The sequence below is a fragment of the Micromonospora sp. CMU55-4 genome, assembly GCF_011602315.1.
In the GTDB taxonomy this organism is placed as follows: domain Bacteria; phylum Actinomycetota; class Actinomycetes; order Mycobacteriales; family Micromonosporaceae; genus Micromonospora; species Micromonospora chalcea.
Genome location: NZ_JAAOLH010000011.1, coordinates 79,853 through 104,196, shown reverse-complemented (window position 1 = coordinate 104,196; position 24,344 = coordinate 79,853). Strand labels below are relative to the sequence as shown.

Here is a 24,344-nt window from a genome sequence, read left to right as displayed (position 1 = left end):
GATGACCACCACCACGCCCACCGTCGGAGTCGGCGCCCAGGCCACCGAACCGGCCACCCGGGGCGCCCGGGTGCGCAAGCGTCTGAACAGCCGTACCGCCACGCTCGTGTCGGTCGTCATCGCGATGCTCTGGACGATCCCGACCTTCGGCCTGTTCATCTCCTCGCTCCGGCCGGAGAACGAGATCAAGACCACCGGGTGGTGGACGTTCTTCAGCGACCCGCAGATCACGCTGGAGAACTACCAGGAGGTGCTGTTCAGCTCCGGCTCGTCCGGGCAGCTGGCCAGCTACTTCATCAACTCGCTGGCGATCACCATCCCCTCGGTGCTCTTCCCGCTCGCGTTCGCGTCGCTCGCGGCGTACGCGCTGGCGTGGATGAACTTCAAGGGGCGGGACTGGGTCTACATCGGCATCTTCGCGCTGCAGATCGTGCCGTTGCAGATGGCCCTGGTGCCGCTGCTGCGGTTCTTCTCCACCGGCGTCACGATCGCCGGCGTGCAGATCCTGCCCGCGTGGGACCTGGTCGACGAGCAGAAGTTCGCCCAGGTGTGGTTCGCGCACACCTGTTTCGCGCTTCCGTTCGCCGTGTTCCTGCTGCACAACTTCATCTCGCAGCTTCCCGGCGACCTGATGGAGGCGGCCCGGGTCGACGGGGCCACCCACCCGAAGATCTTCCGCACCATCGTGCTGCCGCTGATCATGCCCGCGCTGGCGGCGTTCGGCATCTTCCAGTTCCTCTGGGTCTGGAACGACCTGCTGGTCGCGCTGATCTTCGCCGGTGGCGGCGACGAGACCGCCCCGCTGACGGTCCGGCTCGCGGAACTGGCCGGCACCCGGGGCAACGAGTGGCAGCGGCTGACGGCCGGCGCGTTCGTGTCGATCGTCGTACCGCTGATCGTGTTCCTGTCCCTCCAGCGCTTCTTCGTGCGAGGCCTGCTCGCCGGCAGCGTCAAGGGTTGATCCGCGCCCCGCCGCCGGCACGGCCGGCGGCGGGGCCCGGGTCACGGCGGGGAGCCCACACGATGACCAGAATTGACGACGTCGCCCGGCTGGCCGGGGTCTCCACGGCCACCGTCTCCCGGGCGCTGCGGGGCCTGCCGACGGTCTCGGCCGCGACCCGGCGGCGGGTGCTCGCCGCCGCCGAGCAGCTCCAGTACGCGGTGTCCCCGAGCGCCAGCCGGCTGGCCGGCGGCCGGACCGGCACGGTCGCGGTGGTGGTGCCCCGGATCACCAGGTGGTTCTTCGGCACGGTGGTCGAGGCGGTCGAGGAGTTCCTCCAGGACAGCGGCTACGACCTGCTGCTCTACAACCTCGGCGGCCGGGAGCAGACCCGCCAGCGGGTGCTGCGCACGGCGAGCCTGCACAAGCGCGTGGACGCGATCATCCTGGTCGCCACCCCGCTGCGCGCGGCGGACGTGCACGCGCTGACGAACCTGGACCTGCCCGGCGTGACGATCAGCTCCGGCAGCGAGGTGCCCGGGTGGCCCTGCGTCCGGATCGACGACGTGGCCGCCGCCCGGACCGCCACCCGCCACCTGCTCGACCTCGGCCACACCCGGATCGCGCACATCTCCGGCGACCCGGACGACGAACTGGCCTTCACCACCCACCTGGACCGGCGGCGCGGCTACCAGGAGGCGTTGCGGGCCGCCGGGCTGCGGCCCGACCCGAGCCTCGACGTCGAGTCGCGGTTCACCATCGACGGGGGTACCCGGGCCACCGCCGAGCTGCTGGCCCGGGGCGAGCCGCCGACGGCCATCTTCGCCGCCTGCGACGAGATGGCGATGGGCGCGGTCACCGCGCTGCGCGACGCCGGGCTACGGGTGCCGCAGGACGTGAGCGTGATCGGCATCGACGACCACGACCTCGCCGGTGTGCTCGGGCTCTCCACGATCGCCCAGCCCGCCGCCGACCAGGGACTGCTCGCCGCCCGCATCCTGCTCGACCCGCTCGGCGTACGGGCCACCGAGCCGTACCCCGGCCTGGTGCCCGCGCCGCGCGGCGCCGGCACCGGCACCGACGACGGGACGCCACCCCCGGTGATCCTCCCCACTCGCCTGGTGGTGCGCGAATCGACAGCGCCGCCGCGGGCACACTGAACCAACTTGCTCGTCCCCGCACCACCCAGACAGGAGTAAGGCGCTGAACACCGACGCGACGCAGCAGGCCCCGGGCACCGGCTGGTGGACCGAGGCGGTGATCTACCAGGTCTACCCGCGCTCGTTCGCCGACTCCGACGGCGACGGCATCGGCGACCTGCCGGGCATCACCTCCCGGCTCGACCACCTCGCCGAGCTGGGAGTCGACGCGCTCTGGCTGTCCCCGTTCTATCCGTCCCCGCAGGCCGACGCCGGGTACGACGTGGCCGACTACCGCGACGTCGACCCGCTGTTCGGCACGCTCGCCGACGCCGACAAGCTGATCGCCGAGGCGAAGGCGCGCGGGCTACGGGTGATCGTCGACCTGGTGCCCAACCACACCTCGTCCGCGCACCGCTGGTTCACCGAGGCGGTGGCGGCCGCCCCGGGCAGCCCGGAGCGGCAGCGTTACGTCTTCCGCGACGGCAAGGGCCCGGACGGCGCCGAGCCGCCGAACGACTGGGTGAGCGTCTTCGGCGGCCCCGCCTGGACGCGGCTGCCGGACGGACAGTGGTACCTGCACCTGTTCGACTCCGGCCAGCCCGACCTCAACTGGGACAACCCGGAGGTGCGCGCGGAGTTCCTCGACGTGCTGCGTTTCTGGCTGGACCGGGGCGTGGACGGCTTCCGGGTGGACGTGGCGCACGGCCTGATCAAGCAGGCCGACCTGGCCGACTGGCAGGAGCCGCAGGAGATCCTCTCCGGCAGCGAGGTGGACAAGCCGCGCCCGCCGATGTGGGACCAGGACGGCGTGCACGAGATCTACCGGGAGTGGCGGCGGGTCCTCGACTCGTACCCCGGTGAGCGGATCCTGGTCGCCGAGGCGTGGGTGGAGCCGGCCGAGCGGCTGGCCCGGTACGTGCGCCCGGACGAGATGCACCAGGCGTTCAACTTCGAGTACCTGCTGGCCGCCTGGACCGCGCCGGCCCAGTACGCGGTGATCACCCGCTCGCTGGAGGCCACCGACTCCGTCGGCGCGCCCACCACCTGGGTCCTGTCCAACCACGACGTGGTCCGGCACGCCTCCCGGCTGGGGCTGGGCACCGCCGGTGGCCGGGCCAACGGCGTCGGCGTGGACGACCCGCAGCCGGACGCCGCGCTGGGTCTGCGCCGGGCCCGGGCAGCCAGCCTGCTGATGCTCGCGCTGCCCGGCTCCGCCTACCTCTACCAGGGCGAGGAACTGGGGCTGCCGGAGCACACCACGCTGCCCGACGAGGCCCGCCAGGACCCGACCTGGGCGCGCAGCGGGCACACCGAGCGCGGCCGGGACGGCTGCCGGGTGCCGATCCCGTGGGAGGCCGACGCCCCGTCGTACGGCTTCGGGCCGACCGACGCGAGCTGGCTGCCCCAGCCGTCGACCTGGGCCGAGTACGCGCTGGACCGGCAGCGCGGCGTGCCCGGGTCGACGTACGAGCTGTACCGGACCGCGCTGCGGCTGCGCCGCGAGCACGCGCTGGCCCGGGGCCCGCTGCGGTTCCTGTCCTCCGGCGACGAGGTGCTCACGTTCACCAACGGCGACCTCACCGTGCTGACGAACTTCGGGGCCGACCCGGCGCCGCTGCCGGCCGGCGCGCAGGTGCTGGTGTCGAGCGCGCCGCTGGACGACGCCACGGTCCCCACGGACGTCACCGTCTGGTTCCGGGTGGTGTAAGGAAGGGCCCCTTATTAACGCCTCCGGTATAGGAAGGGCCCCTTATTAACACTCACCGTTAAGAAGGGGCCCTTCCTTCCAGGCGGTCGGCGCGGGCGTGCAGCAGGTCGTGCACCTGCGCTATGTCCCGCGGCGACGTACGCGCGGCCAGCCAGTACATGATCCCGGTCGGGATGAAGAAGAGCTGGAACGCGGCCAGCCCGACCGCGTAGTTCAACGGCGGCGGGAAGGCCGTACGCAGCGCGGCGAACACCACCCCGACCAGCCCGTTGCCGGCCGCCCGCCCGACGCCGTTGACGAGGTTGCCCAGGCTGTAGACGGTGCCCCGGTGCTCGGGCGGGTTGACGTCGGCGATCAGCGCGAACCAGTTCGGCGAGTTCGCCGACGTCAGCGCCAGCGCCACCACGGCGGTGAGCAGGCTCAGCCCCACCGTCGGCTCGGTCAGCACGCTGGACAGCACCGCCGTCACCACCGCGCCCGCCCCGGCACCGTCGGGCACGTCGATGCGGATCGGCACGAAGAACAGGACCAGGTAGAACGGCAGCGCCGCGAGGATGCCGACGGCCGCGACGGTGGCCCGGCCACTGGGCGTACGCCGTTGCAGCGCGTCGCCGACCAGGCCGCCCACGATCGAGAACACCCCGCCGAGCTGGAACAGGGTGGCGAAGACGCTGCCCACCACCACGGCCGTCGCCGGCGAGTAGCCCTGCGCCTCGGCCCGCTGGCTGAACAGCACCGGCAGCCAGACCAGCGAGCCGAACGCGGCCTGGGCGGTCAGCCCCTGCAGGATCAGCCAGCGGTTGGTCCGGCGGGCCAGGATCCGGGGCAGGTCGGCGCGGCTGATCCGGTAGTCGTACTCGTTCCCGGCGTCGATCGCCCCGGCCAGCTCCGGTTCGCTCTGCCCGCGCCGGATGTCGTAGGTGAACAGGTACGCCACCGTGGCGGCCAGACCCACGCCGGTCAGCAGCAGGAACGGCCGCCGCCAGTCGGTCGCCCCGAGCACGCCGCCGAGCAGCGTCCCGGCCAGCGTGCCGATGCCCTGGGACAGCCCCCAGAAGCTCATCACCAGGCCGCGTCGGCGCGGCGAGATCAGGTCGGTGACCACGGAGAAGCCGACCGAGCCCACCGCGCCCAGCCCGACCGCGCCGACGAACTGCGCGGCCAGGAACGTCGCGTACCCCCCGGCGAGCGCGCTGCCGGCGGTGCCGGCGGCCCAGAGCAGCGTGCCGACCATGAGCAGCGGCTTGCGGTTGGTGCGGTCCCCGACGTACGCCCAGCCCACCGCCGCCACCGCGCTGACCAGGAAGCTGACGGCGGTGACCAGGCCGAGCATCCGCTGGGGTACGTCGAGGGCGGTGGAGATCGGCCCGTACAGCGGGGGCACCAGGCCGATCGCCACGTTGTCCAGCGAGGCGAGCACCACGAAGACGACGACGCTGTAGAACCGGTGTGCCGCGTTCCCGCGCCGGGAGACCTTCGTGCCCGTCATGCAGGGCAGCCAATCAGGTGCGGGCCGGTTCCGGGACACCGCCCCCGGCCGACGCGCATGTTAAGAAGGGGCCCTTCCTTACCCCCGGGCGTGGGCGTAGCGCTCGCGGATGGCGGGGACCGCCTCGCCGGTGTACTCCTCGGTGTCGCCGACCGACCAGGTGGGCGGGGTGTCGCCACCCAGCGCGACCCAGGCGGCCTGCCGGGCCGCGCCGTCGGCCACGTACTCGCCGGGCGGCGGCACCACCACCGGGCGGCCGAAGACCTGCGGCGCGATCCGCCGTACCGCGGCGGACCGGGCGCCGCCGCCGACCAGGATGATCCGGTCGGCGCGGGCGCCCTGGGCGAGCAGCGCGTCGAGACCGTCGGCCAGCCCGCAGAGCATCCCCTCGACCGCGGCCCGGGCCAGGTGCGCCGGGGTCGAGGTGCGCAGTGTCAGGCCCTTCAGCTCGCCGGTGGCGTGCGGTCGGTCCGGCGTCCGCTCCCCCTCCAGGTACGGCACCAGGACCAGCCCGTCGGCGCCGGGCGGCGCGGACAGGGCCAGCTCACCGAGCGTGTCGAGGTCGACGCCGAGCAGGGTCGCGGTGGCGTCGAGCACCCGGGCCGCGTTGAGCGTGCACACCAGCGGCAGGAACCGGCCGGTGGCGTCGGCGAACCCGGCCACCGCGCCGCTCGGGTCGGCGGCCGGGTTGTCCGCGACCGCGAAGACGGTGCCGGAGGTGCCGATCGAGACGACCACGTCGCCCGGACCGGCGCCGACACCGAGCGCCGCGGCGGCGTTGTCCCCGGTGCCCGGCCCGAGCAGGATCCGCCCCGCCGTGCCCGCGTCGCCGTCGAGCACGGCCGGGTCGAGGTGTCCGGCCGCCTCGGCCGGGCCGAGCACGACCGGCACCGTCACGCGCCGCCCGAAGGCCCGCTCCAGCAGGTCCAGCCGGTACTCGCCGGTGCGCGGCGACCAGTAGCCGGTGCCGCTGGCGTCACCCCGGTCGGTGCGCAGCGCGTCCAGGCCGGGCGCGCCGGCGAGCCGCCAGGTGAGCCAGTCGTGCGGCAGGCACACGGCGGCCACCCGGTCGGCGTTGTCCGGCTCGTGCCGGGCCAGCCAGCGCAGCTTCGTCGCGGTGAAGCTGGCCACCGGCACCGCGCCGGTCGCGTCGGCCCAGAACCGGCGGCCGGTCTCCCCGCCGCCGGCCTCCTCGACCAGGTCCCGGGCCGCGTCGGCGGACCGGGTGTCGTTCCACAGCAGCGCCGGCCGGACCACCTCACCGGAGGCGTCCAGGCAGACCATGCCGTGCTGCTGGCCGCCGACCGAGACGGCTGCCACGTCGGCCAGGCCGCCGGCCTCGGCCACCGCCGCCCGCAGGGCCTCCCACCAGGCGTACGGGTCGACCTCGGTGCCGGGCGGGTGCGGCGCGCGGCCCTGCCGGACCAGCGCGCCGGTCTCCGCGTCCCGGACCACCACCTTGCAGGACTGGGTCGACGAGTCGACCCCCGCGACGAGCGGCATGGCGGCCCGCCTCAGCGCGCGCCGAGCACGTGCTCGACGGCGAGCTGGTTGAGCCGGACGAAGCCGAAGCCCTTCGCCCCGGCGGCCTCCGGGTCGAACTCCTCGAACGCGGTCCGGTCGGCGAGCAGCTCGCGGTAGCCCTCACCCGGGTTCAGCGTCGGCGTGGCCAGCTCGGCCACGCGGGCGGCGGCGAGCGCCTCGACCACCTCCGGGTCGGCGCGGAACGCCGCGGCCCGCTCCTTGAGCAGCAGGTACGTGCGCATGTTCGCCTCGGCGGAGGCCCACACGCCGGCGATGTCCTCGGTGCGGGACGGCTTGTAGTCGAAGTGGCGCGGGCCGTCGTAGGCCGGGCCGCCGTTCGGGCCGCCGTGCTCCAGCAGGTCGACCAGGGCGAACGCGTTGAGCAGGTCGCCGTGGCCGAAGACCAGGTCCTGGTCGTACTTGATGCCGCGCTGGCCGTTGAGGTCGATGTGGAACAGCTTGCCCTGCCAGAGTGCCTGGGCGATGCCGTGGGCGAAGTTCAGCCCGGCCATCTGCTCGTGCCCGACCTCCGGGTTCAGCCCGACCATCTCCGGGCGGGCCAGGGTGGAGATGAAGCCGAGCGCGTGGCCGACGGTGGGCAGCAGGATGTCGCCCCGGGGCTCGTTCGGCTTCGGCTCCAGCGCGAAGCGCAGGTCGTAGCCGTTGTCGACGACGTACTCGCAGAGCAGGTCGACCGCTTCGCGGTAGCGGTCCAGCGCGGCCTGGACGTCCTTCGCGACGTCGTACTCGGCGCCCTCCCGGCCGCCCCACATGACGAACGTCTTCGCGCCCATCTCGGCGGCCAGGTCGATGTTGCGCAGCACCTTGCGCAGCGCGTACCGCCGCACGTCGCGGTCGTTGCTGGTGAAGCCGCCGTCCTTGAACACCGGGTGGTTGAACAGGTTGGTGGTGACCATCGGCACGACCAGGCCGGTCTCGTCGAGCGCCTTGCGGAAGCGGCTGAGCCGGGCATCGCGGGTGGCGGCGTCCGCGCCGAACGGGACCAGGTCGTCGTCGTGGAAGGTGATGCCGTACGCGCCCAGCTCGGCGAGCCGGTGCACGGCCTCGACGGCGTCCAGCTCGGGACGGGTCGCGTCGCCGAACGGGTCACGGGCCGGCCAGCCCACCGTCCAGAGGCCGAAGGAGAACTTGTCCGCGGGGGTGGGACGGGGTGCCATGGCAGACCTCCAGTGGTGGTGTCGTCCGCGATTTGTTCAGCGGTTGAATTAAATGGCGGCGATGTGGCAGTGTCAAGAGGTGACAAGCGCCAGCACGGCCGGGGCGGTCCGGCAGGGCAGCCTGCGCGAGTTGAACCTCGCAGTGGTGCTCCGGCGGATCGCCGCCGCCGACCGGCCGCCCTCGCGGGCCGGGATCGCCGCCGACACCGGCCTGACCCGGGCCACCGTCTCCGCCGTGGTCGACGACCTGATCGCCGGCCGGCTGGTCGCCGAGGCGGAGCCGGAGCCGCGTACCGGTGCGGGCCGGCCGGCCCGGGGGCTGGTGCTCGCCTCCGACGGCCCGGCCGGGCTCGGCCTGGAGGTGAACGTCGACTACCTGGCGGCCTGCGTCGTCGACCTGACCGGCACGGTCCGGCACCACCTGGTCCGCCGCGCCGACCTGCGCCCGGTCTCCCCCGCCGACGCGCTCGCCCGGCTCGCCGCGCTGGCCGCCGAGGCGCGCGCCGCCGCCGTACGCGACGGACTGACCCTGGCCGGCGCGGCGCTCGCCGTGCCCGGCCTGGTCGGCGACGGCGGCCTGGTCCGGCTCGCGCCGAACCTCGGCTGGCGGGACGTGGACGTGCCGGCGCTGCTGGCCGGGCATTCGCTGGCCGAGCCGGTCGACGGGGTGCCACCGCTCGTGGTCGACAACGAGGCCAACCTGGCGGCGCTCGGCGAGCTGTACGCGCGACCGGCCGGCCCCCGCAGCTTCCTGCACATCACCGGCGAGATCGGCATCGGCGCCGGAATCGTGCTGGACGGCTCGCTCTACCGGGGCGCGCGCGGCTGGAGCGGAGAGATCGGTCACTTCCCGGTCCAGCCGCAGGGGCGGCCGTGCCGCTGCGGCGGCCAGGGCTGTCTGGAGCGGTACGCGGGCCAGGAGGCGATCCTGGCCGCCGCCGGGCTGCCCGGCGCGGAACTGCCCGCCGACACCGCCGCCACCCGGCTCGCCGACCTGGCCGACGCCGGTGACCCGGCCACGCTGACCGCCCTGGCCGACGCCGGCGCCGCCCTCGGGGTCGCCGTGGCGGGCGTGGTGAACCTGCTGGACCTGGACACGGTGGTGCTCGGCGGCGGATACGCCCCGCTCGCCCCCTGGCTGCGGCCGCCTGTGGTGGCGGAGATCTCCCGGCGGGTGCTGACCGCCGCCTGGGCACCGGTCGAGGTACGCCCGGCCGTGCTCGGGGCGCAGTCCGCGGCGGTCGGCGGAGCCGGCTCGGTGGTCCGCCGGATCGTCGACCGGCCGGTGGGCTGGCTGGCCCGCAGCGCCTGATCCGGCCGTTCCTGGACGGGCATTACGTGCCCGCGCTCGGTACGCTTGCCGCCAGGCAACCTGTCCGCCGAGCGAGGAGTGCACCGACAGCATGCGCAGGGGTCGACTGACCGAAGCGCCCGGCCACCTGAGGTGACAGCCGCGCGCCGGGGCGGTGTCGCGGGGCCGGTCAGCGGCGGGGGGCACGCCTGGAGGAAGCGACCCCGGCGGGTGGCCGGGGCCGCGCTCCCGGCTGACGACCGGCTCGCCCAGGAGCTGCTGGACGGGCTCGCCGAAGCGGTCGTGACAGTCGACCCGGCCGGCGTGGTGGCCCTGGTCAACGCGATGGCCATCGACCTGCTCCCGGAGCTGAGCCCCGGCGTCGACCTGGCCGGGTGCCAGGTGCCGGCGCTGGCCGAGGCGGCGAGCACCGGATCGGACACGTTCGAGACCGAGCACCACGGCCGGCGGTTGCGCGGGCTGCGGCGCCCGCTGGCCGCCGAGCGCGGCGCCTGGTACGTCCGAGACGTCACGGAGGAGCACGCACGCACCGACGCGCTGCTCGCCGAACGCTCCCGGACCGCGTTCCTCGCCCGGGCCGGCAGCCGGCTCGGGCTGTCCCTGCACCGGGACCAGACGCTGCGCGCCGCGGTCACGCTGCCGGTGCCCTACCTGGCCGACGTCGCCGTGGTGGTGCACCGCCCGGCCCCGCCCGCCGAGGACGCGCCGCACTGGATCCGGTACGCCACCGGCGACTCCGGCCCGGTCACCGGCGTGACCGGCTGGCGCACCGTGGAGTCCGTCCCCGGGCTGGTCGAGGCGCTCGACGGCGACCGCACCGAGCCCAGTCCCTGGCTCGACGCCGAACTGGCCGACCTGGCCGAGGTGCTGCCCACCGGCTTCGGCCGGCCGGGCACCGTGCTGATCAGCCCGATGCCCAGCGCCGGCGGCCCGGCCGGCGCGCTGGTGCTGGCCCGCCGCCCCGAACGGCCCGGCTTCGATCAGCGGGAGATCGCACTGGCCCGGGAGTTCGCCGGGCGGGCCGGCGCCGCGCTGGCCGCCGCCGAGCTGTACGGCGAGCAGGCCCACCTGGCGCGCGTGCTGCAGAACAGCCTGCTCCCGCCGGAACTGCCGCGCCTGCCCGGGATGACGCTCGCCGGCGGTTACCGCGCCGCCGGGGACAGCCTGCGCATCGGCGGGGACTTCTACGACGTGTTCCCCACCGCCGAGGGCGGTCTCCTCGCGCTCGGCGACGTCTGCGGCAAGGGCGTCGGCGCGGCAGTGCTGACCGGCCGGGTACGCCAGTCGCTGCAGACGCTGCGCCTCGTCGAGCAGCGTCCCCGGGAACTGCTGGAGCTGCTCAACCGGGCGCTGCTGGACGCGCCGGACGCCGCCCGCCGGGCCCAGTTCACGACGCTCCTGCTCGGCGCGGTCCGCCGCGAGCCCGGCGGCGGGCTGCGGGTCCGGGTGGCCGGCGGCGGGCACCCCGCCCCGCTCGTCGCCCGCGCCGGCGGCGGGATCGAGACCGTCCGGGTGGGCGGCATGCCGGTGGGCGCGCTCACCGACGCGCGGTTCGTCGACGCCGAGGTACGGCTGGCGCCGGGCGACCTGCTGCTGGCGTACACCGACGGGGTGACCGAGGCCCGGGGCGGCCCGACCGAGCTGGCCATGTTCGGCGAGGACCGGTTGCGCCAGGCGGTCGCCTCCGGTGCCGGGCTCCCGCCGGCCGCGCTCGTGGAGCGGGTGCTCCAGCTCGTCGACGAGTGGCTGGACGGGCAGCCGCACGACGACATCGCCATGCTGGCGCTGGCCGCCGGGTGAGCCCGGAGCGCCGGATCGGGCCGGAGACGCTCGCCGCGTATCTCGATCACCTGGACCGGGCCGACCGGGCCGGCGCGATCGCGCTGGCGCAGGAACTGCTCGCCGATGGCGTGCCGGTCGCGGACATCCTGGTGGACCTCGTCGCGGTGGCGCAGCAGGAGATCGGCCGCCGCTGGCTCACCGGTTCCTGGAGCGTGGCCCAGGAGCACGCCGCCACCCATGTCAGCGAACTCGTGGTCGGCGCGGTGGGCGCGACGATCGGCGCACCGCGACGTGGGCACGTGGTGATGGCCTGCGTCGAGGGCGAGTGGCACGCGCTGGCCGCCCGGATCGTCGCCGAGGTGGTCCGGGCGGCCGGCTGGCGGGTGACGTTCCTGGGCGCCAGCGTGCCGGCCCGGCACCTGGTCTCCTACCTGCACCAGACCGGCCCGGACGCGGTACTGCTGAGCTGCGTGCAGCCGAACCGGCTGGTCCGGGCGGCGCGGATGGTGGAGGCGAGCCGCGCGGCCGGGGTGCCGGTACTGGCGGGCGGCCCCGGCTTCGGGCCGGAGGGCCGGTGGGCCGCCACGATCGGCGCGGCGGCCTGGGGCGCCAGCGCCCGGGACGCCGTCGCGCTGCTGGACCGGCCGCTGTCCGCGGGCACGCACATCGGCGCGCCACCACCGCCGCCTGACGACTCGTACGTCGCCCTGCTGCACCGGCGGCGGGAGCTGGTCCGGCTCGCGCTGACCGCGGTGGACCCGCCCGAGGAGACCGCCGAGGACGCCGCCACCGGCATCGCGCACCTGGTGGACGCGCTGATCGCGGCCGTGCGGGTGGACGACGACCGGCTGCTGCGGGACTTCGTCGAGTGGCAGGCGGAGGCGCTGACGTCCCGGGGCGGGCGGGCGCTGCTGGACGAGGTGCTCGGCACGCTGGAGCGGGCGCTGACCGAGCATCCCCGGGTGGTGGCCCGGCTGCGGGCCGTCCGCGGGTGAAGTCAGGCGGTACGGGCCACCGGCGGCTCGCCGGACGGGCGGACCGGGTCACCGATCCGCTCCCCGGAGGGCTGCAGCACCGGCCAGCCCTCGGCCGCTGTCGCCTCCCCGCGCCGGCCGACCACGTCGAACTCGCGCATGCCCTGCAGCAGTGCCACCCGGCCCTCCGAGCTCATTCCGTCCAGGATCCGCTCCAGCCGGCGCCGCCGGTCGGTGCGCAGTTCGGCGAGGAGCCGCAGGGCCTCCGGAGTGAGGTGCAGGGAGATCTCCCGCCGGTCGTAGCGGCCCGGCTCGCGTTCCAGCATGCCGGCCGCGACCAGCCGGTCGCAGAGCCGGCTGGCGGAGGAGAGCAGCATGTCGGTGAGGGTGGCGAGCCGGCGGAGGTTGATGCCGTCATACTGCTCGACGACCATGATCGCGCGTAACTGGGCACTGGACAGCCGGCTGGTGGTGCGCTCCCGGGCCGCCTCCCAGACGGCGAGCAAGGTGCCTGCCGCCTCGTCCAGGGCGGCGGACATACTCGTGTCAGGTCCCTGGGGACCAGGCTCTTCGGTCATGGTGGGCCCGAGACTACCCCCCGGATCTGCCCGGCGACCTGTGCAAAGGAGCAAAGATGAGCGGAGCGGAGGGCCGCGCGCGCCGGGTCCTGACCGAGGCGCCGACGGATCTCATCGTGGACCGGCTCGCCGCCGAGCTGGCGCGCACGTACGGAATCACCCGCACCGAGCTCTACCAGGTCGACTACCGGCTCGCCGAGCTGCTGCCGCTGGGTGACGGCGAGGCGCTCGCCCGCCCCGGTCACCCGGCCTGGCGCGCCTTCGACCACCAGGAGCCGGTGATCGCCGACGAGGTGGGCTGGTTCCCGGTGGGCATGCGCGGCGAACGCCGGGGCGTCCTCCGGGTCTCTCCGGTACCGGCCGACCCGGACGCGCGCCGCGAGCTGGACACCATCGCCACGGTGCTCGGGCACGAGCTGAGCGCGGTCATGGCGACCACCGACATCTACCGGACCGCCCGGCGCAGCCGGCGCCTCACGCTGGCCGCCGAGATGCAGTGGGAGCTGCTGCCCGGGCGCAGCCGGATCCGGCCGTCGTTCAGCCTGGCCGGGCAGCTGGAACCGGCGTACGCGGTGCGCGGGGACAGCTTCGACTGGTCCGACGACGGCCACCGGCTCTGGCTGGCGGTCTCCAACGGCTTCGGTGAGGGGGTGGCCGCGGCGCTGCTCGCCTCGCTGGCCACGTACGCGCTGCGCAACGCGCGCCGGGCCGGGCTCCCCCTGGCCGACCAGGCCGCGCTGGCCGACCAGGCGATCTACGCGCAGCACCGGGGCCAGCAGCATGTCTCGGTGCTGCTCGTCGAACTGGACCTGGCCACCGGCACGCTGGCCGTGGTCGACGCCGGTTCGCCCCGTCTGCTGCGGCTGCGGGCCGGCGAGGTCAGCGAGCAGGCGCTGGACGAGCAGTTCCCGCTCGGCATGTTCGAGGGCACCGACTACCGGGAGCAGACGTTCCAGCTGGAGCGCGGTGACCGGCTCTTCGTGGTCAGCGACGGCGTCATCGACGCCACCACCGAGCAGGGGCGCTACGGCGAGGCGGCGCTGGACCGGTTCCTGCGCCGGACCGGGCCGATGGAGCCGCTGGACGCGGTCCGGTCGCTGATCGGCGACCTGCGGGCCTTCGTCGCCGGCGATCTGGTGGACGACGCGGTGGTGGTGTGCCTGGACTGGCTGGGCCCGCAGCCCTGACCCGGCCCGCTCAGTACGCGCCGCGGCTGTTGATCACGGCGCCGAACGTCTTCCAGAGGATGGTCAGGTCGGCGGCCAGCGACCAGTTCTCCACGTAGTAGAGGTCGAGCCGGATGCCGTCCTCCCAGCTCAGGTCGGACCGGCCGCTGACCTGCCAGAGGCCGGTCATGCCGGGCTTGACCAGGAGGCGTCGCGCCACGTCGCCGTCGTAGCGGGCCACCTCGGACGGCAGCGGCGGGCGCGGGCCGACCAGGCTCATCTGGCCGAGCAGCACGTTGACGAGCTGGGGCAGCTCGTCCAGCGACCACTTGCGCAGCAGCCGGCCCACCCGGGTCACCCGCGGGTCGTCGCGCATCTTGAACATCAGGCCGTCGGTCTCGTTGCGCGCGGCCAGCTCGGCGAGCAGGGCGTCGGCGTTGACCACCATGGTGCGGAACTTGAAGACGCCGAACTCCTCGCCGCCCTGACCGACCCGGGTCTGCCGGAACAGCACCGGACCCCGGCTGTCGATCTTGATGGCGAGCGCGATCACGATCAGCAGCGGCGCCAGCACGAGCAGCGCGATCAGCGAGATCGACCGGTCCACGAAGCCCTTGACCAGCTTGCGGGCGCCACGGAACTCGGGCGCCTCGACGTGGATCAGCGGCAGGCCGGCGACCGGGCGGGTGTGGATGCGAGGGCCGGCGACGTCGGTCAGCGCCGGCGCCACCACCAGGTCGACCCCGGTGCCCTCCAGCTGCCAGCCCAGGCGGCGAAGCCGGGTCGCGGTCAGCTCACCGGAGGCGGTGACCGCCACCGTGTCGGCGCCGATCGCGGTGGCCGCCTCCGGGATGCCCCGGAAGGAGCCGACCACCGGCACGTCACCCAGCCGCTGCGGCACCGGGGCGAGCAGCGCGTCCGGAATGCACGCGCCGACCACCTGGTAGCCCGCGTACGGCTCCCGGCGCAGCGTGTGCACCAGCTCCAGCACGTGTGCCGTGTCGCCCACCACGAGCACCTTGCGCGACCAGCCGGCGCCCCGGTCGCGGGCCCGGTGCAGCCGCTTGCGGGCCGCGAACCGCGCCACCTCCAGGCCGACGGTGCCGACGGCGAAGGAGATGGCCAGGAAGCCCCGGGAGACGCCGACGTCGGCGATGTACCCGGCGATCGCGATACCGCCGGCCAGCCGCATGCTCGCCGCGCTGACCCGGCGGTACTCGTCCGCGCCGTAGCCGAGCACCTGGTCGTCGTAGCACCGCATCGCCTTGAGCGAGACGAGCCAGACCAGCAGCAGCGCCGGGGCTACCACGACGTACGGGATCTCGGACCCGGTCGGCTCCTCGTCGCCGAACCGGGCCAGGTAACCGACCAGGATGGCCACCGCGAGCACCGCGGTGTCCAGCACCACCAGGACCCGGATGTAGGCCCGCTCCGCGGCTCGTGTCGTCTTGCCCGGGCGTTCACCACCGGGTCGCGACGACGTGGCAGGGGTCAACAGCGTCGCCGAGGTCACCGGCCCTCCCCACTTCGCTCAGGACCGCCCCGTCCCCGCCCGGCTCCGGTGTGGAGCCCGCGGTCGAGGCACCCGGTCATCATGCCTGGACAATTATGGTTACCGATTGATTCGGACGCATTACCGTCAGTTCTCATCCCGCGTCTTGACCCGGGAAGCCTTCCGCCGTACCGGATTTGCCGGTACGGCGGAAGACTAGCGCTGAGCTTCAGGTCAGCGCGGGGCGGGCGGCCGGAGCGCGATCGCCCGGAGGAAGATCTCGCCGATCTTGCTGGGGTCGGTGGTGACGAACGCGCCGCCGCCGGTGACCTTGGTGATCGACTCCAGCTCGGCCCGGTTCACCTCGGTGCCGATGCCGATGATGACCACCTGGACCGGCTGCTCGTCGTCCTTCAGTTTCTTCAGCTGGTCCAGCAGCTCCTTCTGCGAGATGCCGTTGTCGTCCTCGTTCTTGCCGTCGGTGAACAGCACGATCGAGTTGACCTTGCCCGGCTCCCAGTCCTGCTGCACCTTCTTGTACGCCGCGAGCATGGTGTCGTACAGGCCGGTGTCGCCGCTGGAGGGCTTGATCGAGGCGAGGCCGCGCTGCAGCGCCCCCCGGTTGCTCGACAACGGCTTTATTCCGACCAGCTCGCTCCAGTCCTGCGAGCCCTGAAGGTTCGTGGAGAACGTCCACAGACCGATCGACCAGGAGTCGTCGAAGAGCCCGAGGCCCTGGCTCGCGGCCGCCACCGTGACCTGCTCCCGGCTGGCGCCGTTCGCCGTCGCGACCGGCTTCTTCATCGAGCCGGAGACGTCGATGACGCAGAGCATCCGGCCCGACTGCGTGGCCACCGACCAGGTGGTGGTCGCCGTCGAGATGGCGCCCGGGTCGAGGTCGGCCGCGCCGCCCTGACCGGACGGCGGCACCTGGCTCGCGCCGCCGTTCGCCGGGCTCGGCGCGCCCGTCGGGGCCTGGAAGCCGCGCCCCCAGTTGCCGTCCGGCGCGCGCAGCGCCTGCGCGGCCAGCCGGTCCTTGAAGTCCGGCGTACGCAGCACCTCGAAGAGCACCCGGGCGGCGGACGCCTTGGCCGGCTCGATGCCGGGCAGCACCGCGAACGGGTAGTCGAGCGGGATCGGCACCGGCTCCAGGTAGAGCGCGGCCAGCCGGATCGGCGGCTTCGTGCTGTTGTAGGCGATCACGTCCTCCTCGGACAGCGCCGCCGCGCCCAGCCCGTTGGCGATCGCCGTCGGGTCCGACGAGCGCGGGAACCGCGCGAGGAGGTCCTGCCGCAGCGAGGAGCGGTTCGTGGCGAGGGCCCGCAGCGCCCCGACCATCGCCTCCTGCGCCTTCGGCGAGCCGGAATCGCCGGTGGAGCTGGCGGCGGCGGTGAGCGACAGCAGCCCGGACAGGCCGGCCGCGTCCTGGGTCGGCTCGACGATCCCGGCCCGCAGCGGCTTACTCGCGGTGACCTGGGTCAGCAGGTCGGACCAGCGGAGCTTCTTGTCCGGCCACCCTATGCGCGAGGCCACCGGCTCGGGCAGCGCCACCACCACCGGGCTGCGCGCGATCGAGGCGCCGTTCGTCGGCGCGAAGGCGCTGGCTCCGCCGCTCTTGAGCCGGACCAGCCAGGTCGAGGAGTCCGGCACCCAGACGTCCGGGGTGACAGCGGTGCCGCTGGCCTGCCCGACTCCGGCGAGCGTGGCGCCGTGCTTGCTGGCCACCGCGGCGGCCACCTCGACCGACTCGGAGGAGGAGACGTTGACGGCGATGCAGGTGCCGCCCACCGCGGCGCCGTCGGCGACCCACTGGTCGGCGGCGCCGCGCACCGCGGGGGCGATCTCCGGGGCGGTCGCCACCGACAGCTCGATCCGGCCCGAACAGTTCGGGCCGGCCAGCTGCTGGTAGCCGAACCAGGAGCCGCCCACGACGGCGACCAGGGCTACCGCCACAGCGGCGGCGCCTGCTCCACGGAGGTTGGAACGCATGCGATGGCGGCCAGACACGGTGACCATCTTGCGTACCTCGTGGGGTTACCACCACAACCGTTCGGACGAAAGTTACGCAGCAGAAACAGTTGATCACCTAACTCATACGCTAAGTTACTGGTCAGTCATTTCAGAGTGATGAAGTCCACTGCGGACGGTCGTTTCGGTGACCGTCCGCTCACGGCAAGAAGCAGGTCGGGCTCGCCACCGGCACCGGCTCCCCCGTCACCTCGGGCACGCCGCTGACCGGATCGACCCGGAAGATCCTGATCATGTCGGCCCGCTCGTCGGCGACGTACAGGTGCTCACCGGCGAACGCGAAGTGCCGGGGCCACTCACCGCCGGTGTCGACCTCGGCCACCAGCTCCGGCGCTTCGCCGTCGAGCGCGAAGACCGCCACCGTGCCGACGCCCCGGTTGCCCACGTAGAGGAAACGCCCACCCGGTCCCACGCTCACCTCGGACGGCTGGACATGCCCGGCCCGCCCGCTGGCGTCGACGCGCGCCCGCTCCCGCGGCCCGTCCGGCGTCAGGTCGTACGCGGTGACAGTGGCATCCAGCTCGCCGACCAGCCACGCGCGCCGCCCGTCCGGGTGCCGGGCCAGATGGCGGGGCCCGGTGCCGGGCGGAGTGCTCACCCGGGGCTCCCGGGGCGTCAGCCGGCCGGAGCCGGCGTCGACGTCGTACCGGTAGACCGAGTCGGTGCCCAGGTCGACGGCGAGCAGCGCGCCGCCGGCCGGATCCGGCGAGACCATGTGACAATGCGCGTGCTCCTGCCGGTCGGTGTCCGGGCCGTGCCCCTCGTGCCGGACCAGGTCGGCGCGCTCCCCCGGCACGCCCTCGGCGTCCAGGCCGAACACCGCCACGCTGCCGCCGCCGTAGTTCGCCACGAACAGGTGCCGACCGTCCGGGGCCACCGCCACGTGACAGGGCTCGGCCCCGCCGGACGGGCGCTCGCCCAGCGGCGTGAGGTCGCCGTCCGGCGCCACCCGGAACGCGCCGACCCGGCCGTCCGGCAGCTCGTTGCACGCGTACAGCACCGGCAGCGCCGGATGCCGGGCCAGGAACGACGGCGACGGGGTGACCGCCACGACACCCAGCGGCGTCAGCCCGCCGGTCGCCCGGTCCCGCCGGGCCGCGACGACGCCCTCACCCCGCCCGCCCGTCTCCGCCGTGTAGCCGCCGATGTGGACGATCTCGTCCTGCCCGGTCACCGCTCCCACCTTCCGTCGGTCCTGTCTCCGCCAGATCCAACCAGAGGCTTCCCGGTCAGGCGTCCGATCAGTCCCGCGACGGCCGACGAGATTCGCCGCGGGCGGCTCAGCCCACCGGCACCGGCTCGCCGCGCTGCCGCGCCACGTGCTCGACCAGCGAGATCAGCACCAGCTTGCCGGACTGCCGGTCCCGGGCGTCGCAGAGCACGAGCGGGACGTCCGGGTCCAGGTCGAGGGCGTCGCGCACCGCCTCCAGGCCGAACCGCCGGGAGCCCTCGAAGCAGTTGACGCCCACCACGAACGGGATGCCCCGCTGCTCGAAGTAGTCGATGGAGGGAAAGCAGTCGGCCAGCCGCCGGGTGTCGGCGAGCACCACCGCGCCGAGCGCGCCGAACGCCAGCTCGTCCCAGAGGAACCAGAACCGGTCCTGACCCGGGGTGCCGAACAGGTAGACCTGCAGGTCGTCGTTGATGGTGATCCGGCCGAAGTCCATCGCCACCGTGGTGGTCGCCTTCTGCTCCACCCCGGAGACGTCGTCGGTGTCGAGCCCGGCGCCGGTGAGGACCTCCTCGGTCTGCAACGGCCGGACCTCGCTCAACGCGCTGACCAGCGTCGTCTTGCCGGCCCCGAAGCCACCGGCGATGAGGATCTTCAGAGCCAGCGGCACCTGGGGCGCCCCCGGCTCCCGGTCATAACGCACGGAGTCCACTGACCACCGCCTTGAGGATGTTGTCGTCGGGCAGGTACGCGGTGGCCGGTGGCCGGTGCACCGCGACGAAGCCATGGGCGAGGAGGTCGCCGAGCAGCACCCGCACCACGCCCACGGCGAGGTCCAGGTCGGCGGCGAGGTCGGCCACGGCCTTCGGCCGGCGGGCCAGTTCGATCAGCCGGCGATGCTCCGGCTGGAGGCCGGGCGTGCCGGTCGGCTCGGCGTCCGGCGTGGCGAGCACGAAAGCCAGCAGGTCGAAGCCGTCCACCGGCGGGCGCACCCGGCCCCCGGTGAGCGTGTACGGGCGCACCACCGGACCGGCGTCGGCGTCCAGCCACTCGTGCTGCGGCCCGGGCGAGTCAGCGCGCATCGGCCGGCCCCCCGCCGCTGCGGGCCGGCGCGGCCAGGTTCTCCCCGACCCGGATCACCAGCATCGCCATCTCGTACGCCACCAGGCCGATGTCGGCGTCGGCGTCGCTCGCCACCGCCAGGCAGGCGCCCTGTCCGGCGGCGGTCACGAAGAGATAGGCCGACTCCATCTCCACCACGGTCTGGCGGACCGCGCCGCCGCCCAGGTGCCGGGTGGCGCCCTTGGCCAGGCCGGAGAAGCCGGACGCCAGCGCGCACAGGTGCTCCGCTTCGCTGCGGTCCTGGTCGCCGGAGGCGCCGAGCAGGAGCCCGTCCGCCGAGAGCACCACCGCCCGGCGTGCGGCGGGCACCCGCTCCACCAGGTCGTCGAGCAGCCAGTCGAGATCGGCGTTCTGCCGCGTCGTGTACACCACTAGGCGTCCCTCTCAGTCGCGGTTCGGTCCTCCGCCACCGGCAGGGCGGGCTCCACGGCCGGCCCCGACGTGGCGGACGGCGTACCGGTGTCAGGCTTTTCGGTGGTGGCCGGATCGGCGTCACCGGCCGGGTCGGTGGCGCGGGCGCCGTCCCGGCGACCCCGCGCGGTGCCCGCCTGCAACGCCGACATGGCCCGGCGCGCCTCCTCCGGCGTGCGGTACGCCGGGGCGTCCACGACCGCCGCGCGCGGACGCGCGGACGCGCCGCGCCGCCGGATCCGGCGTGGCAGGCCGTCGCCGTCGGTGGGAGGCTCCACGGTCGAGGCGCGCGCGGACTGCAACGGGACCACGGTGCTCTCCGACCGGTCCCGTCCCGGCCGGTTCGGGCGCCCCGGACGCGGCACCGTCGTCAACCGGGTCACCTTGGCCAGGCGCCGCCGCTCCGGCCCGGCGGGGCCGTCCGTGCCCACCGGCGGCTCGTCGGTGATCAGATCCGACGGTACGAACACCGCGGCGACGATCCCGGCCGGACGGGCCGGCCGCAGCTCCACCCGCACGCCGTGCCGTGCGGCCAGGCGCGCCACCACGAACAGCCCCAGCCGGGCGCTGCCGGCCGGGTCGAACTCGGGCGGCTCGGCCAGCTTGCGGTTGGCGGCGGCCAGGGCCGGCGCGGACATGCCCAGCCCCCGGTCGGTGATCTCGATGGTGTAGCCGCCCGGCACGGTCCGGCCGGTGACGTCCACCCGGGTGCCCGGCGGGGAGTACGCGGTGGCGTTCTCGATCAGCTCGGCGAGCAGGTGGATCACGTCGCCGACGGCCCGGCCGAGCACCCCGGCCGACGCCACCTCACCCACGTCGACCCGGTCGTACGCCTCGACCTCGGAGATCGCGCCGCGCATCACGTCGACCGCGGCGACCGGCCGGCGCCAGCCCCGCCCGGGCGCGGCGCCGGCGAGGATGACCAGGTCCTCGGCGTGCCGCCGGAGCCGGGTCGCCAGGTGGTCGACCTGGAACAGTCCGGCCAGCTCGTCCGGGTCCTCGGTACGCCGTTCCAGCCGGTCCAGCAGCGCCAACTGCCGGTGCACCAGGCCCTGGCTGCGCCGGGCGAGGTTGAGGATCACCTCGTTGAACCCCCGGCGCAGGGTGACCTCGTCGATCGCGGCGCGCACCGCGGTACGCCGCACCTCGTTGAACGCGCGCGCCACCTGGCCGATCTCGTCGCCGCCGTGGTCCAGTTCGGGCGCCTCCCGGGCGACGTCGACCTCCTCGCCGCGGCGCAGCCGGGCGACCACGTCGGGCAGCCGCTGCTCGGCGACCTCGGTCGCGGCGGTGCGTACGCCGGTCAGCCGCCGGGCCAGCGACCGGCCGACCCGCAGCGCCACCAGCACGCAGACGACGATCGCGACGAGACCCAGCACACCGGCGGCGGCGAGCTGGACGAGGATCCGGGTGGCCATCGGCACCGACCGCTCGGCCAGGGCGTCCGCGCCGCGCAGCTCGAAGTCGCGCAGGCTCTGCCACACCTCGGCGTGGCCGGCCTCCCAGCCGGCCATGTCGAACCGGGCCGGCAACGCGGACGAGCGGATCAGGGTGTCCTGGAGCGCGCGCAGCTTGACGAACCCGGCGCCCTCGGTCAACCGCTGGTACGAGGTCCGTTCCTCGGACGGCAGCTCGGCGACCGCCGTCTCCGCCAGGAAACGCTGGTTCTCCAAGGTCCGGACCAGCTGCTCGTGCTCGCCGTCGGCGTACCGGCCCGCGATGACCGCGCCGGCCAGCAGCGCGTCGGCCTGGCCGAGCAGCTCGCGGGAGCGGCCCAGCGCGGTGAGCGCTGTGGCCTCCCGGTTGAGCTGGGCGTCGGGCAGCGCTGCCATCGCGCCGAACGCCTGGAACGCCGAACCGATCATCCCGCTGTAGAGGCCGACGGCACCGGACCGGTCCACCTTCCGGTCGTCGATGAAGGCGCGTCCGGCGGGCAGCGCGTCCAGTGCCGAGACCAGCTGGTCGAGGCGGCCGTCGAGCTGCTCGTCGGCGACGTCGCGCAGGGCCTTGCCGTCGACCTTGCGGCGCAGCTCGACGATCGCGTCGTCGGTGCGTACGCGCTGTTCCGCCAGGGCCGGCAGGGCGCTGCGGCCGGCGAGCTGGACCACCGACAGCCGTCGCTCCCGTTGCAGCTCCGCCACCACGCGCTCGCCGGGACGGCCGAGGTCGTAGAGAAGGGTACGGGCGGAGAGCAGATCGAGCGCGGGCCCGAAGGTGAGCGTGGTGGCGAAGATCCACAACGCCAGCAGCCCGGTCACCGGGCCGATGACCAGCGCGGTCAGCTTGGCGCGGATCGGCCAGTCACGGGTGTTCAATCAGACCTCGCCCGGGAAGGTGTCGCTCGGTGGCGCCGGCAGCGGCCGTCACGTTCGCCGGCCACGACGCCGGGCCCCGGCCCGGACGCCTTGGGCAGGATACGTAATCCGGGGCGGATGCACTACCGGCCGTCTCGGCTCTCACTACGGTCCGAGACGGGCACGGCGGGCGCAGTCGGACACCGGACCGGCACCGGACGGCGGTCGCGACACCGCTCCTTATTTCCCGACCGGGGCGGAAAGTGCCGCGCAACGGGATTGGCGATCACCCGCATGAGGGAATACCAGCGGGCGAAGGAGGAGCCATGTCGTCCACCCAGGTAATCGTCATAGTCATCGTCGTCCTCGTCATCGCCGCGCTCGCCGCGTTCGCCGTGGTCGCCAGCCGCCGCCGGGCGCTGCGGGAGCGTTTCGGCCCGGAGTACGACCGGGTCGTCGCCGAGCAGGACAGCCGCGGCGCGGCCGAACGCGAGCTGCGTGAGCGCGAGCGCCGGCACGCCGAACTGGAGCTGACCCCGCTGAGCCCGGAGTCCCGGGCCCGCTACGCCGCCGCCTGGGAAGAGCTGCAGGTGCGCTTCGTCGACTCGCCCGCCGAGACCGTCGGCGAGGCGGACGAGCTGGTCAGCCGCCTGATCGCCGAGCGCGGATACCCCACCGGGGACTTCTCGGACCAGATCGCCCACCTCTCCGTCGAGCACGCCCGCACGCTCACCCACTACCGCGACGCCCACGAGATCCGGCAGCGCAACGAGCGCGGTGAGGCCGGCACCGAGGACCTCCGGCAGGCGCTCGTGCACTACCGGGCCCTCTTCGCCGACCTGCTCGGTGAGGACCCGGTGCCCACGTGGACGCCGCAGCCGGAGCAGCGGGAGCAGCCGGAGCAGCGCCACCCCGACCACGACCACGACGTCACGAGCCGCTGAGGAGGCCGCCGCCATGCGCCAGGAAGAGCAGCAGGTCACGCAGGACCACCCCGAGGCCGTCCGGTCCGCGCCGGTACCGGTGCCGCAGCCGGGCGACCACGCCGGCCCCGGCCGGCACGACGCCGACCGGGCCGACGTGCCCGAGGACGCGCTCGACGACCGGGGCACCTTCGACGACCCGGCCGTCGCCGACGACCGGCACGACGACGGGACCGGGGCCCGGCACGACGACGAGGTCGACGAGACCCGCGCGTACGACGCCGGCGAACTGAGCGACGCGGCCGACCGTACCGACGACGGGCGCGACGACGACGGGCGTCCGCCGTTCCACGAGCCGGCGCCGCTGCCGACGGCGTTCGGCGCGGCCACGGTGGGCGACGCGGTCGCCGCGTCGGCGCTGGCGAGCGGCCGTCCGCAGGACGAGCGCGACGCCCGCGACGAGGACACCGCGGTGCCGGGCGACGGCGCGCCGGGCCGGACCGACCCGCTGGACGACGAGCGGGCCGATCCGACGGCCGGGGACCGACTGCACGACCGCGACCGCTGGGACGCCGAGCACGCCGACGGCGACGCGGCGGCCGACGGCGCGGTCGGGTACGGCAGCGCCGAGCCGGGCCTGGTCGACCCCGACGCCGAGCCGGTCCCCGCGGCCGACGAGGACGCCGACCGGCGCCACGACCACGTCGACGCGGGCACCGCGGCGGCGGGCGCGGCAGCGGCCGGCACGGCCCTGGGCGGGGCGGACCGGCCCACGCCGGGCGCGGTACCGGCCGACGCCGCGACGCTGTTCGCGCCGGAGGCGGCGCAGGGCTTCCGGGACCGCTGGCGCGACGTGCAGCTGCGCTTCGTGGACGACCCGCGCGCCGCGGTCGGCGAGGCCGAGTCGCTCGTCGAGGAGGCGATCGAGGCGCTCTCCACCGCCCTGCGCGAGCAGCGCACCCGGCTCGGCGCGTGGCAGGAGTCCGGCTCCACCGACACCGAGCAGCTCCGGGTGGCCGTGCGCGGCTACCGCGACTTCCTGGACCGCGTACTGGGGCGCTGAGGCCCGCCGCAGGGCCCCACCGAGCCCCGGCCGGCGACCCGGCCGGG

General features: G+C 74.5%; 20 protein-coding genes. 9 read left to right on the top strand and 11 right to left on the bottom strand.

Annotated features, from left to right (window positions below; genetic code table 11):
- Position 1 precedes the first annotated feature (1 nt).
- The 3 genes from HA073_RS19835 to HA073_RS19825 all read left to right on the top strand — a co-directional run bounded on the left by HA073_RS19835 (position 2) and on the right by HA073_RS19825 (position 3,790).
- Entirely contained in the window at positions 2 to 961 is a 960-nt protein-coding gene (locus HA073_RS19835) for a carbohydrate ABC transporter permease (RefSeq protein ID WP_043328804.1), read from the top strand.
- Between the two features lie 62 nt (positions 962 to 1,023).
- On the top strand, positions 1,024 to 2,100 hold the full coding sequence (locus HA073_RS19830; protein WP_166457032.1) for a LacI family DNA-binding transcriptional regulator: 1,077 nt from the start codon (positions 1,024 to 1,026) through the stop codon (positions 2,098 to 2,100).
- A gap of 43 nt (positions 2,101 to 2,143) precedes the next feature.
- Positions 2,144 to 3,790 (top strand): alpha-amylase family glycosyl hydrolase, encoded by a 1,647-nt coding sequence (locus HA073_RS19825; RefSeq protein ID WP_043328802.1) that lies wholly within the window; start codon positions 2,144 to 2,146, stop codon positions 3,788 to 3,790.
- Between the two features lie 58 nt (positions 3,791 to 3,848).
- Here HA073_RS19825 and HA073_RS19820 read toward each other — a convergent pair whose 3' ends face one another.
- The 3 genes from HA073_RS19820 to xylA form a co-directional block, all read right to left on the bottom strand.
- The gene (locus HA073_RS19820) at positions 3,849 to 5,279 is read right to left on the bottom strand and encodes an MFS transporter (protein WP_166457031.1); all 1,431 of its coding nucleotides are present in this window, start codon (positions 5,277 to 5,279) and stop codon (positions 3,849 to 3,851) included.
- 78 nt (positions 5,280 to 5,357) lie between these two features.
- Positions 5,358 to 6,782: a xylulokinase gene (xylB, locus tag HA073_RS19815; RefSeq protein ID WP_166457030.1), complete on the bottom strand. Its 1,425-nt coding sequence runs from the start codon at positions 6,780 to 6,782 to the stop codon at positions 5,358 to 5,360.
- Between the two features lie 11 nt (positions 6,783 to 6,793).
- Positions 6,794 to 7,981: a xylose isomerase gene (gene xylA / locus HA073_RS19810; protein WP_043328799.1), complete on the bottom strand. Its 1,188-nt coding sequence runs from the start codon at positions 7,979 to 7,981 to the stop codon at positions 6,794 to 6,796.
- Between the two features lie 52 nt (positions 7,982 to 8,033).
- Between xylA and HA073_RS19805 the strand changes: the two genes are divergently transcribed.
- The 3 genes from HA073_RS19805 (at position 8,034) to HA073_RS19795 (ending at position 12,070) form a co-directional block, all read left to right on the top strand.
- On the top strand, positions 8,034 to 9,293 hold the full coding sequence (locus HA073_RS19805) for an ROK family protein (protein WP_140946172.1): 1,260 nt from the start codon (positions 8,034 to 8,036) through the stop codon (positions 9,291 to 9,293).
- A 210-nt stretch (positions 9,294 to 9,503) separates the two neighbouring features.
- A complete protein-coding gene (locus tag HA073_RS19800) occupies positions 9,504 to 11,093 on the top strand; it encodes a PP2C family protein-serine/threonine phosphatase (RefSeq protein WP_309228044.1) in 1,590 nt (529 codons plus the stop codon).
- Positions 11,090 to 12,070 (top strand): B12-binding domain-containing protein, encoded by a 981-nt coding sequence (locus HA073_RS19795; protein WP_166457029.1) that lies wholly within the window; start codon positions 11,090 to 11,092, stop codon positions 12,068 to 12,070. The genes HA073_RS19800 and HA073_RS19795 overlap by 4 nt, the downstream gene beginning before the upstream one ends.
- A gap of 2 nt (positions 12,071 to 12,072) precedes the next feature.
- On the opposite strand, the gene HA073_RS19790 is transcribed toward HA073_RS19795, so the two are convergent.
- Positions 12,073 to 12,588, bottom strand: coding sequence for a MarR family winged helix-turn-helix transcriptional regulator (locus HA073_RS19790; RefSeq protein WP_064447786.1), 516 nt, complete (start codon positions 12,586 to 12,588; stop codon positions 12,073 to 12,075).
- 95 nt (positions 12,589 to 12,683) lie between these two features.
- Between HA073_RS19790 and HA073_RS19785 the strand changes: the two genes are divergently transcribed.
- Entirely contained in the window at positions 12,684 to 13,814 is a 1,131-nt protein-coding gene (locus tag HA073_RS19785) for a PP2C family protein-serine/threonine phosphatase (RefSeq protein ID WP_043328796.1), read from the top strand.
- Between the two features lie 10 nt (positions 13,815 to 13,824).
- On the opposite strand, the gene HA073_RS19780 is transcribed toward HA073_RS19785, so the two are convergent.
- The 7 genes from HA073_RS19780 to HA073_RS19750 form a co-directional block, all read right to left on the bottom strand.
- Positions 13,825 to 15,306, bottom strand: coding sequence for a sugar transferase (locus HA073_RS19780; RefSeq protein WP_104112946.1), 1,482 nt, complete (start codon positions 15,304 to 15,306; stop codon positions 13,825 to 13,827).
- A 213-nt stretch (positions 15,307 to 15,519) separates the two neighbouring features.
- Positions 15,520 to 17,274: a substrate-binding domain-containing protein gene (locus HA073_RS19775; protein WP_051611375.1), complete on the bottom strand. Its 1,755-nt coding sequence runs from the start codon at positions 17,272 to 17,274 to the stop codon at positions 15,520 to 15,522.
- Positions 17,275 to 17,452: 178 nt separating this feature from the next.
- Positions 17,453 to 18,487, bottom strand: a complete 1,035-nt coding sequence (locus HA073_RS19770) for a lactonase family protein (protein WP_281605578.1) — start codon at positions 18,485 to 18,487, stop codon at positions 17,453 to 17,455.
- A 106-nt stretch (positions 18,488 to 18,593) separates the two neighbouring features.
- Positions 18,594 to 19,196 carry an ATP/GTP-binding protein gene (locus tag HA073_RS19765; protein WP_043328792.1) on the bottom strand — a complete coding sequence of 201 codons (603 nt, stop codon included), beginning with the start codon at positions 19,194 to 19,196 and terminating at the stop codon, positions 18,594 to 18,596.
- Complete coding sequence (locus HA073_RS19760; protein WP_166457027.1) at positions 19,177 to 19,566, bottom strand: DUF742 domain-containing protein; 390 nt, start codon at positions 19,564 to 19,566, stop codon at positions 19,177 to 19,179. Before HA073_RS19760 ends, HA073_RS19765 begins: the two co-directional genes overlap by 20 nt.
- Complete coding sequence (locus HA073_RS19755) at positions 19,556 to 19,978, bottom strand: roadblock/LC7 domain-containing protein (RefSeq protein WP_043328791.1); 423 nt, start codon at positions 19,976 to 19,978, stop codon at positions 19,556 to 19,558. The genes HA073_RS19760 and HA073_RS19755 overlap by 11 nt, the downstream gene beginning before the upstream one ends.
- Positions 19,978 to 22,332 carry a nitrate- and nitrite sensing domain-containing protein gene (locus HA073_RS19750; RefSeq protein ID WP_064447789.1) on the bottom strand — a complete coding sequence of 785 codons (2,355 nt, stop codon included), beginning with the start codon at positions 22,330 to 22,332 and terminating at the stop codon, positions 19,978 to 19,980. The genes HA073_RS19755 and HA073_RS19750 overlap by 1 nt, the downstream gene beginning before the upstream one ends.
- A gap of 305 nt (positions 22,333 to 22,637) precedes the next feature.
- On the opposite strand from HA073_RS19750, the gene HA073_RS19745 reads away from it, so the two are divergent.
- Both HA073_RS19745 and HA073_RS31270 read left to right on the top strand, forming a co-directional pair.
- On the top strand, positions 22,638 to 23,255 hold the full coding sequence (locus tag HA073_RS19745; RefSeq protein WP_064447790.1) for a hypothetical protein: 618 nt from the start codon (positions 22,638 to 22,640) through the stop codon (positions 23,253 to 23,255).
- 13 nt (positions 23,256 to 23,268) lie between these two features.
- Positions 23,269 to 24,297, top strand: a complete 1,029-nt coding sequence (locus tag HA073_RS31270; RefSeq protein ID WP_166457026.1) for a hypothetical protein — start codon at positions 23,269 to 23,271, stop codon at positions 24,295 to 24,297.
- Positions 24,298 to 24,344: the final 47 nt, after the last annotated feature.

Coding starts and splice junctions, on each gene's coding strand:
- HA073_RS19745 (WP_064447790.1), top strand. CDS start 22,638: ATGTCGTCCACCCAGGTAATCGTCATAGTCATCGTCGTCCTCGTCATC.
- HA073_RS19760 (WP_166457027.1), bottom strand. CDS start 19,566: ATGCGCGCTGACTCGCCCGGGCCGCAGCACGAGTGGCTGGACGCCGAC.
- HA073_RS19805 (WP_140946172.1), top strand. CDS start 8,034: ATGGCGGCGATGTGGCAGTGTCAAGAGGTGACAAGCGCCAGCACGGCC.
- HA073_RS19790 (WP_064447786.1), bottom strand. CDS start 12,588: ATGTCCGCCGCCCTGGACGAGGCGGCAGGCACCTTGCTCGCCGTCTGG.
- HA073_RS19835 (WP_043328804.1), top strand. CDS start 2: ATGACCACCACCACGCCCACCGTCGGAGTCGGCGCCCAGGCCACCGAA.
- xylA (WP_043328799.1), bottom strand. CDS start 7,981: ATGGCACCCCGTCCCACCCCCGCGGACAAGTTCTCCTTCGGCCTCTGG.
- HA073_RS19830 (WP_166457032.1), top strand. CDS start 1,024: ATGACCAGAATTGACGACGTCGCCCGGCTGGCCGGGGTCTCCACGGCC.
- HA073_RS31270 (WP_166457026.1), top strand. CDS start 23,269: ATGCGCCAGGAAGAGCAGCAGGTCACGCAGGACCACCCCGAGGCCGTC.
- HA073_RS19820 (WP_166457031.1), bottom strand. CDS start 5,279: ATGACGGGCACGAAGGTCTCCCGGCGCGGGAACGCGGCACACCGGTTC.
- xylB (WP_166457030.1), bottom strand. CDS start 6,782: ATGCCGCTCGTCGCGGGGGTCGACTCGTCGACCCAGTCCTGCAAGGTG.
- HA073_RS19785 (WP_043328796.1), top strand. CDS start 12,684: ATGAGCGGAGCGGAGGGCCGCGCGCGCCGGGTCCTGACCGAGGCGCCG.
- HA073_RS19775 (WP_051611375.1), bottom strand. CDS start 17,274: ATGCGTTCCAACCTCCGTGGAGCAGGCGCCGCCGCTGTGGCGGTAGCC.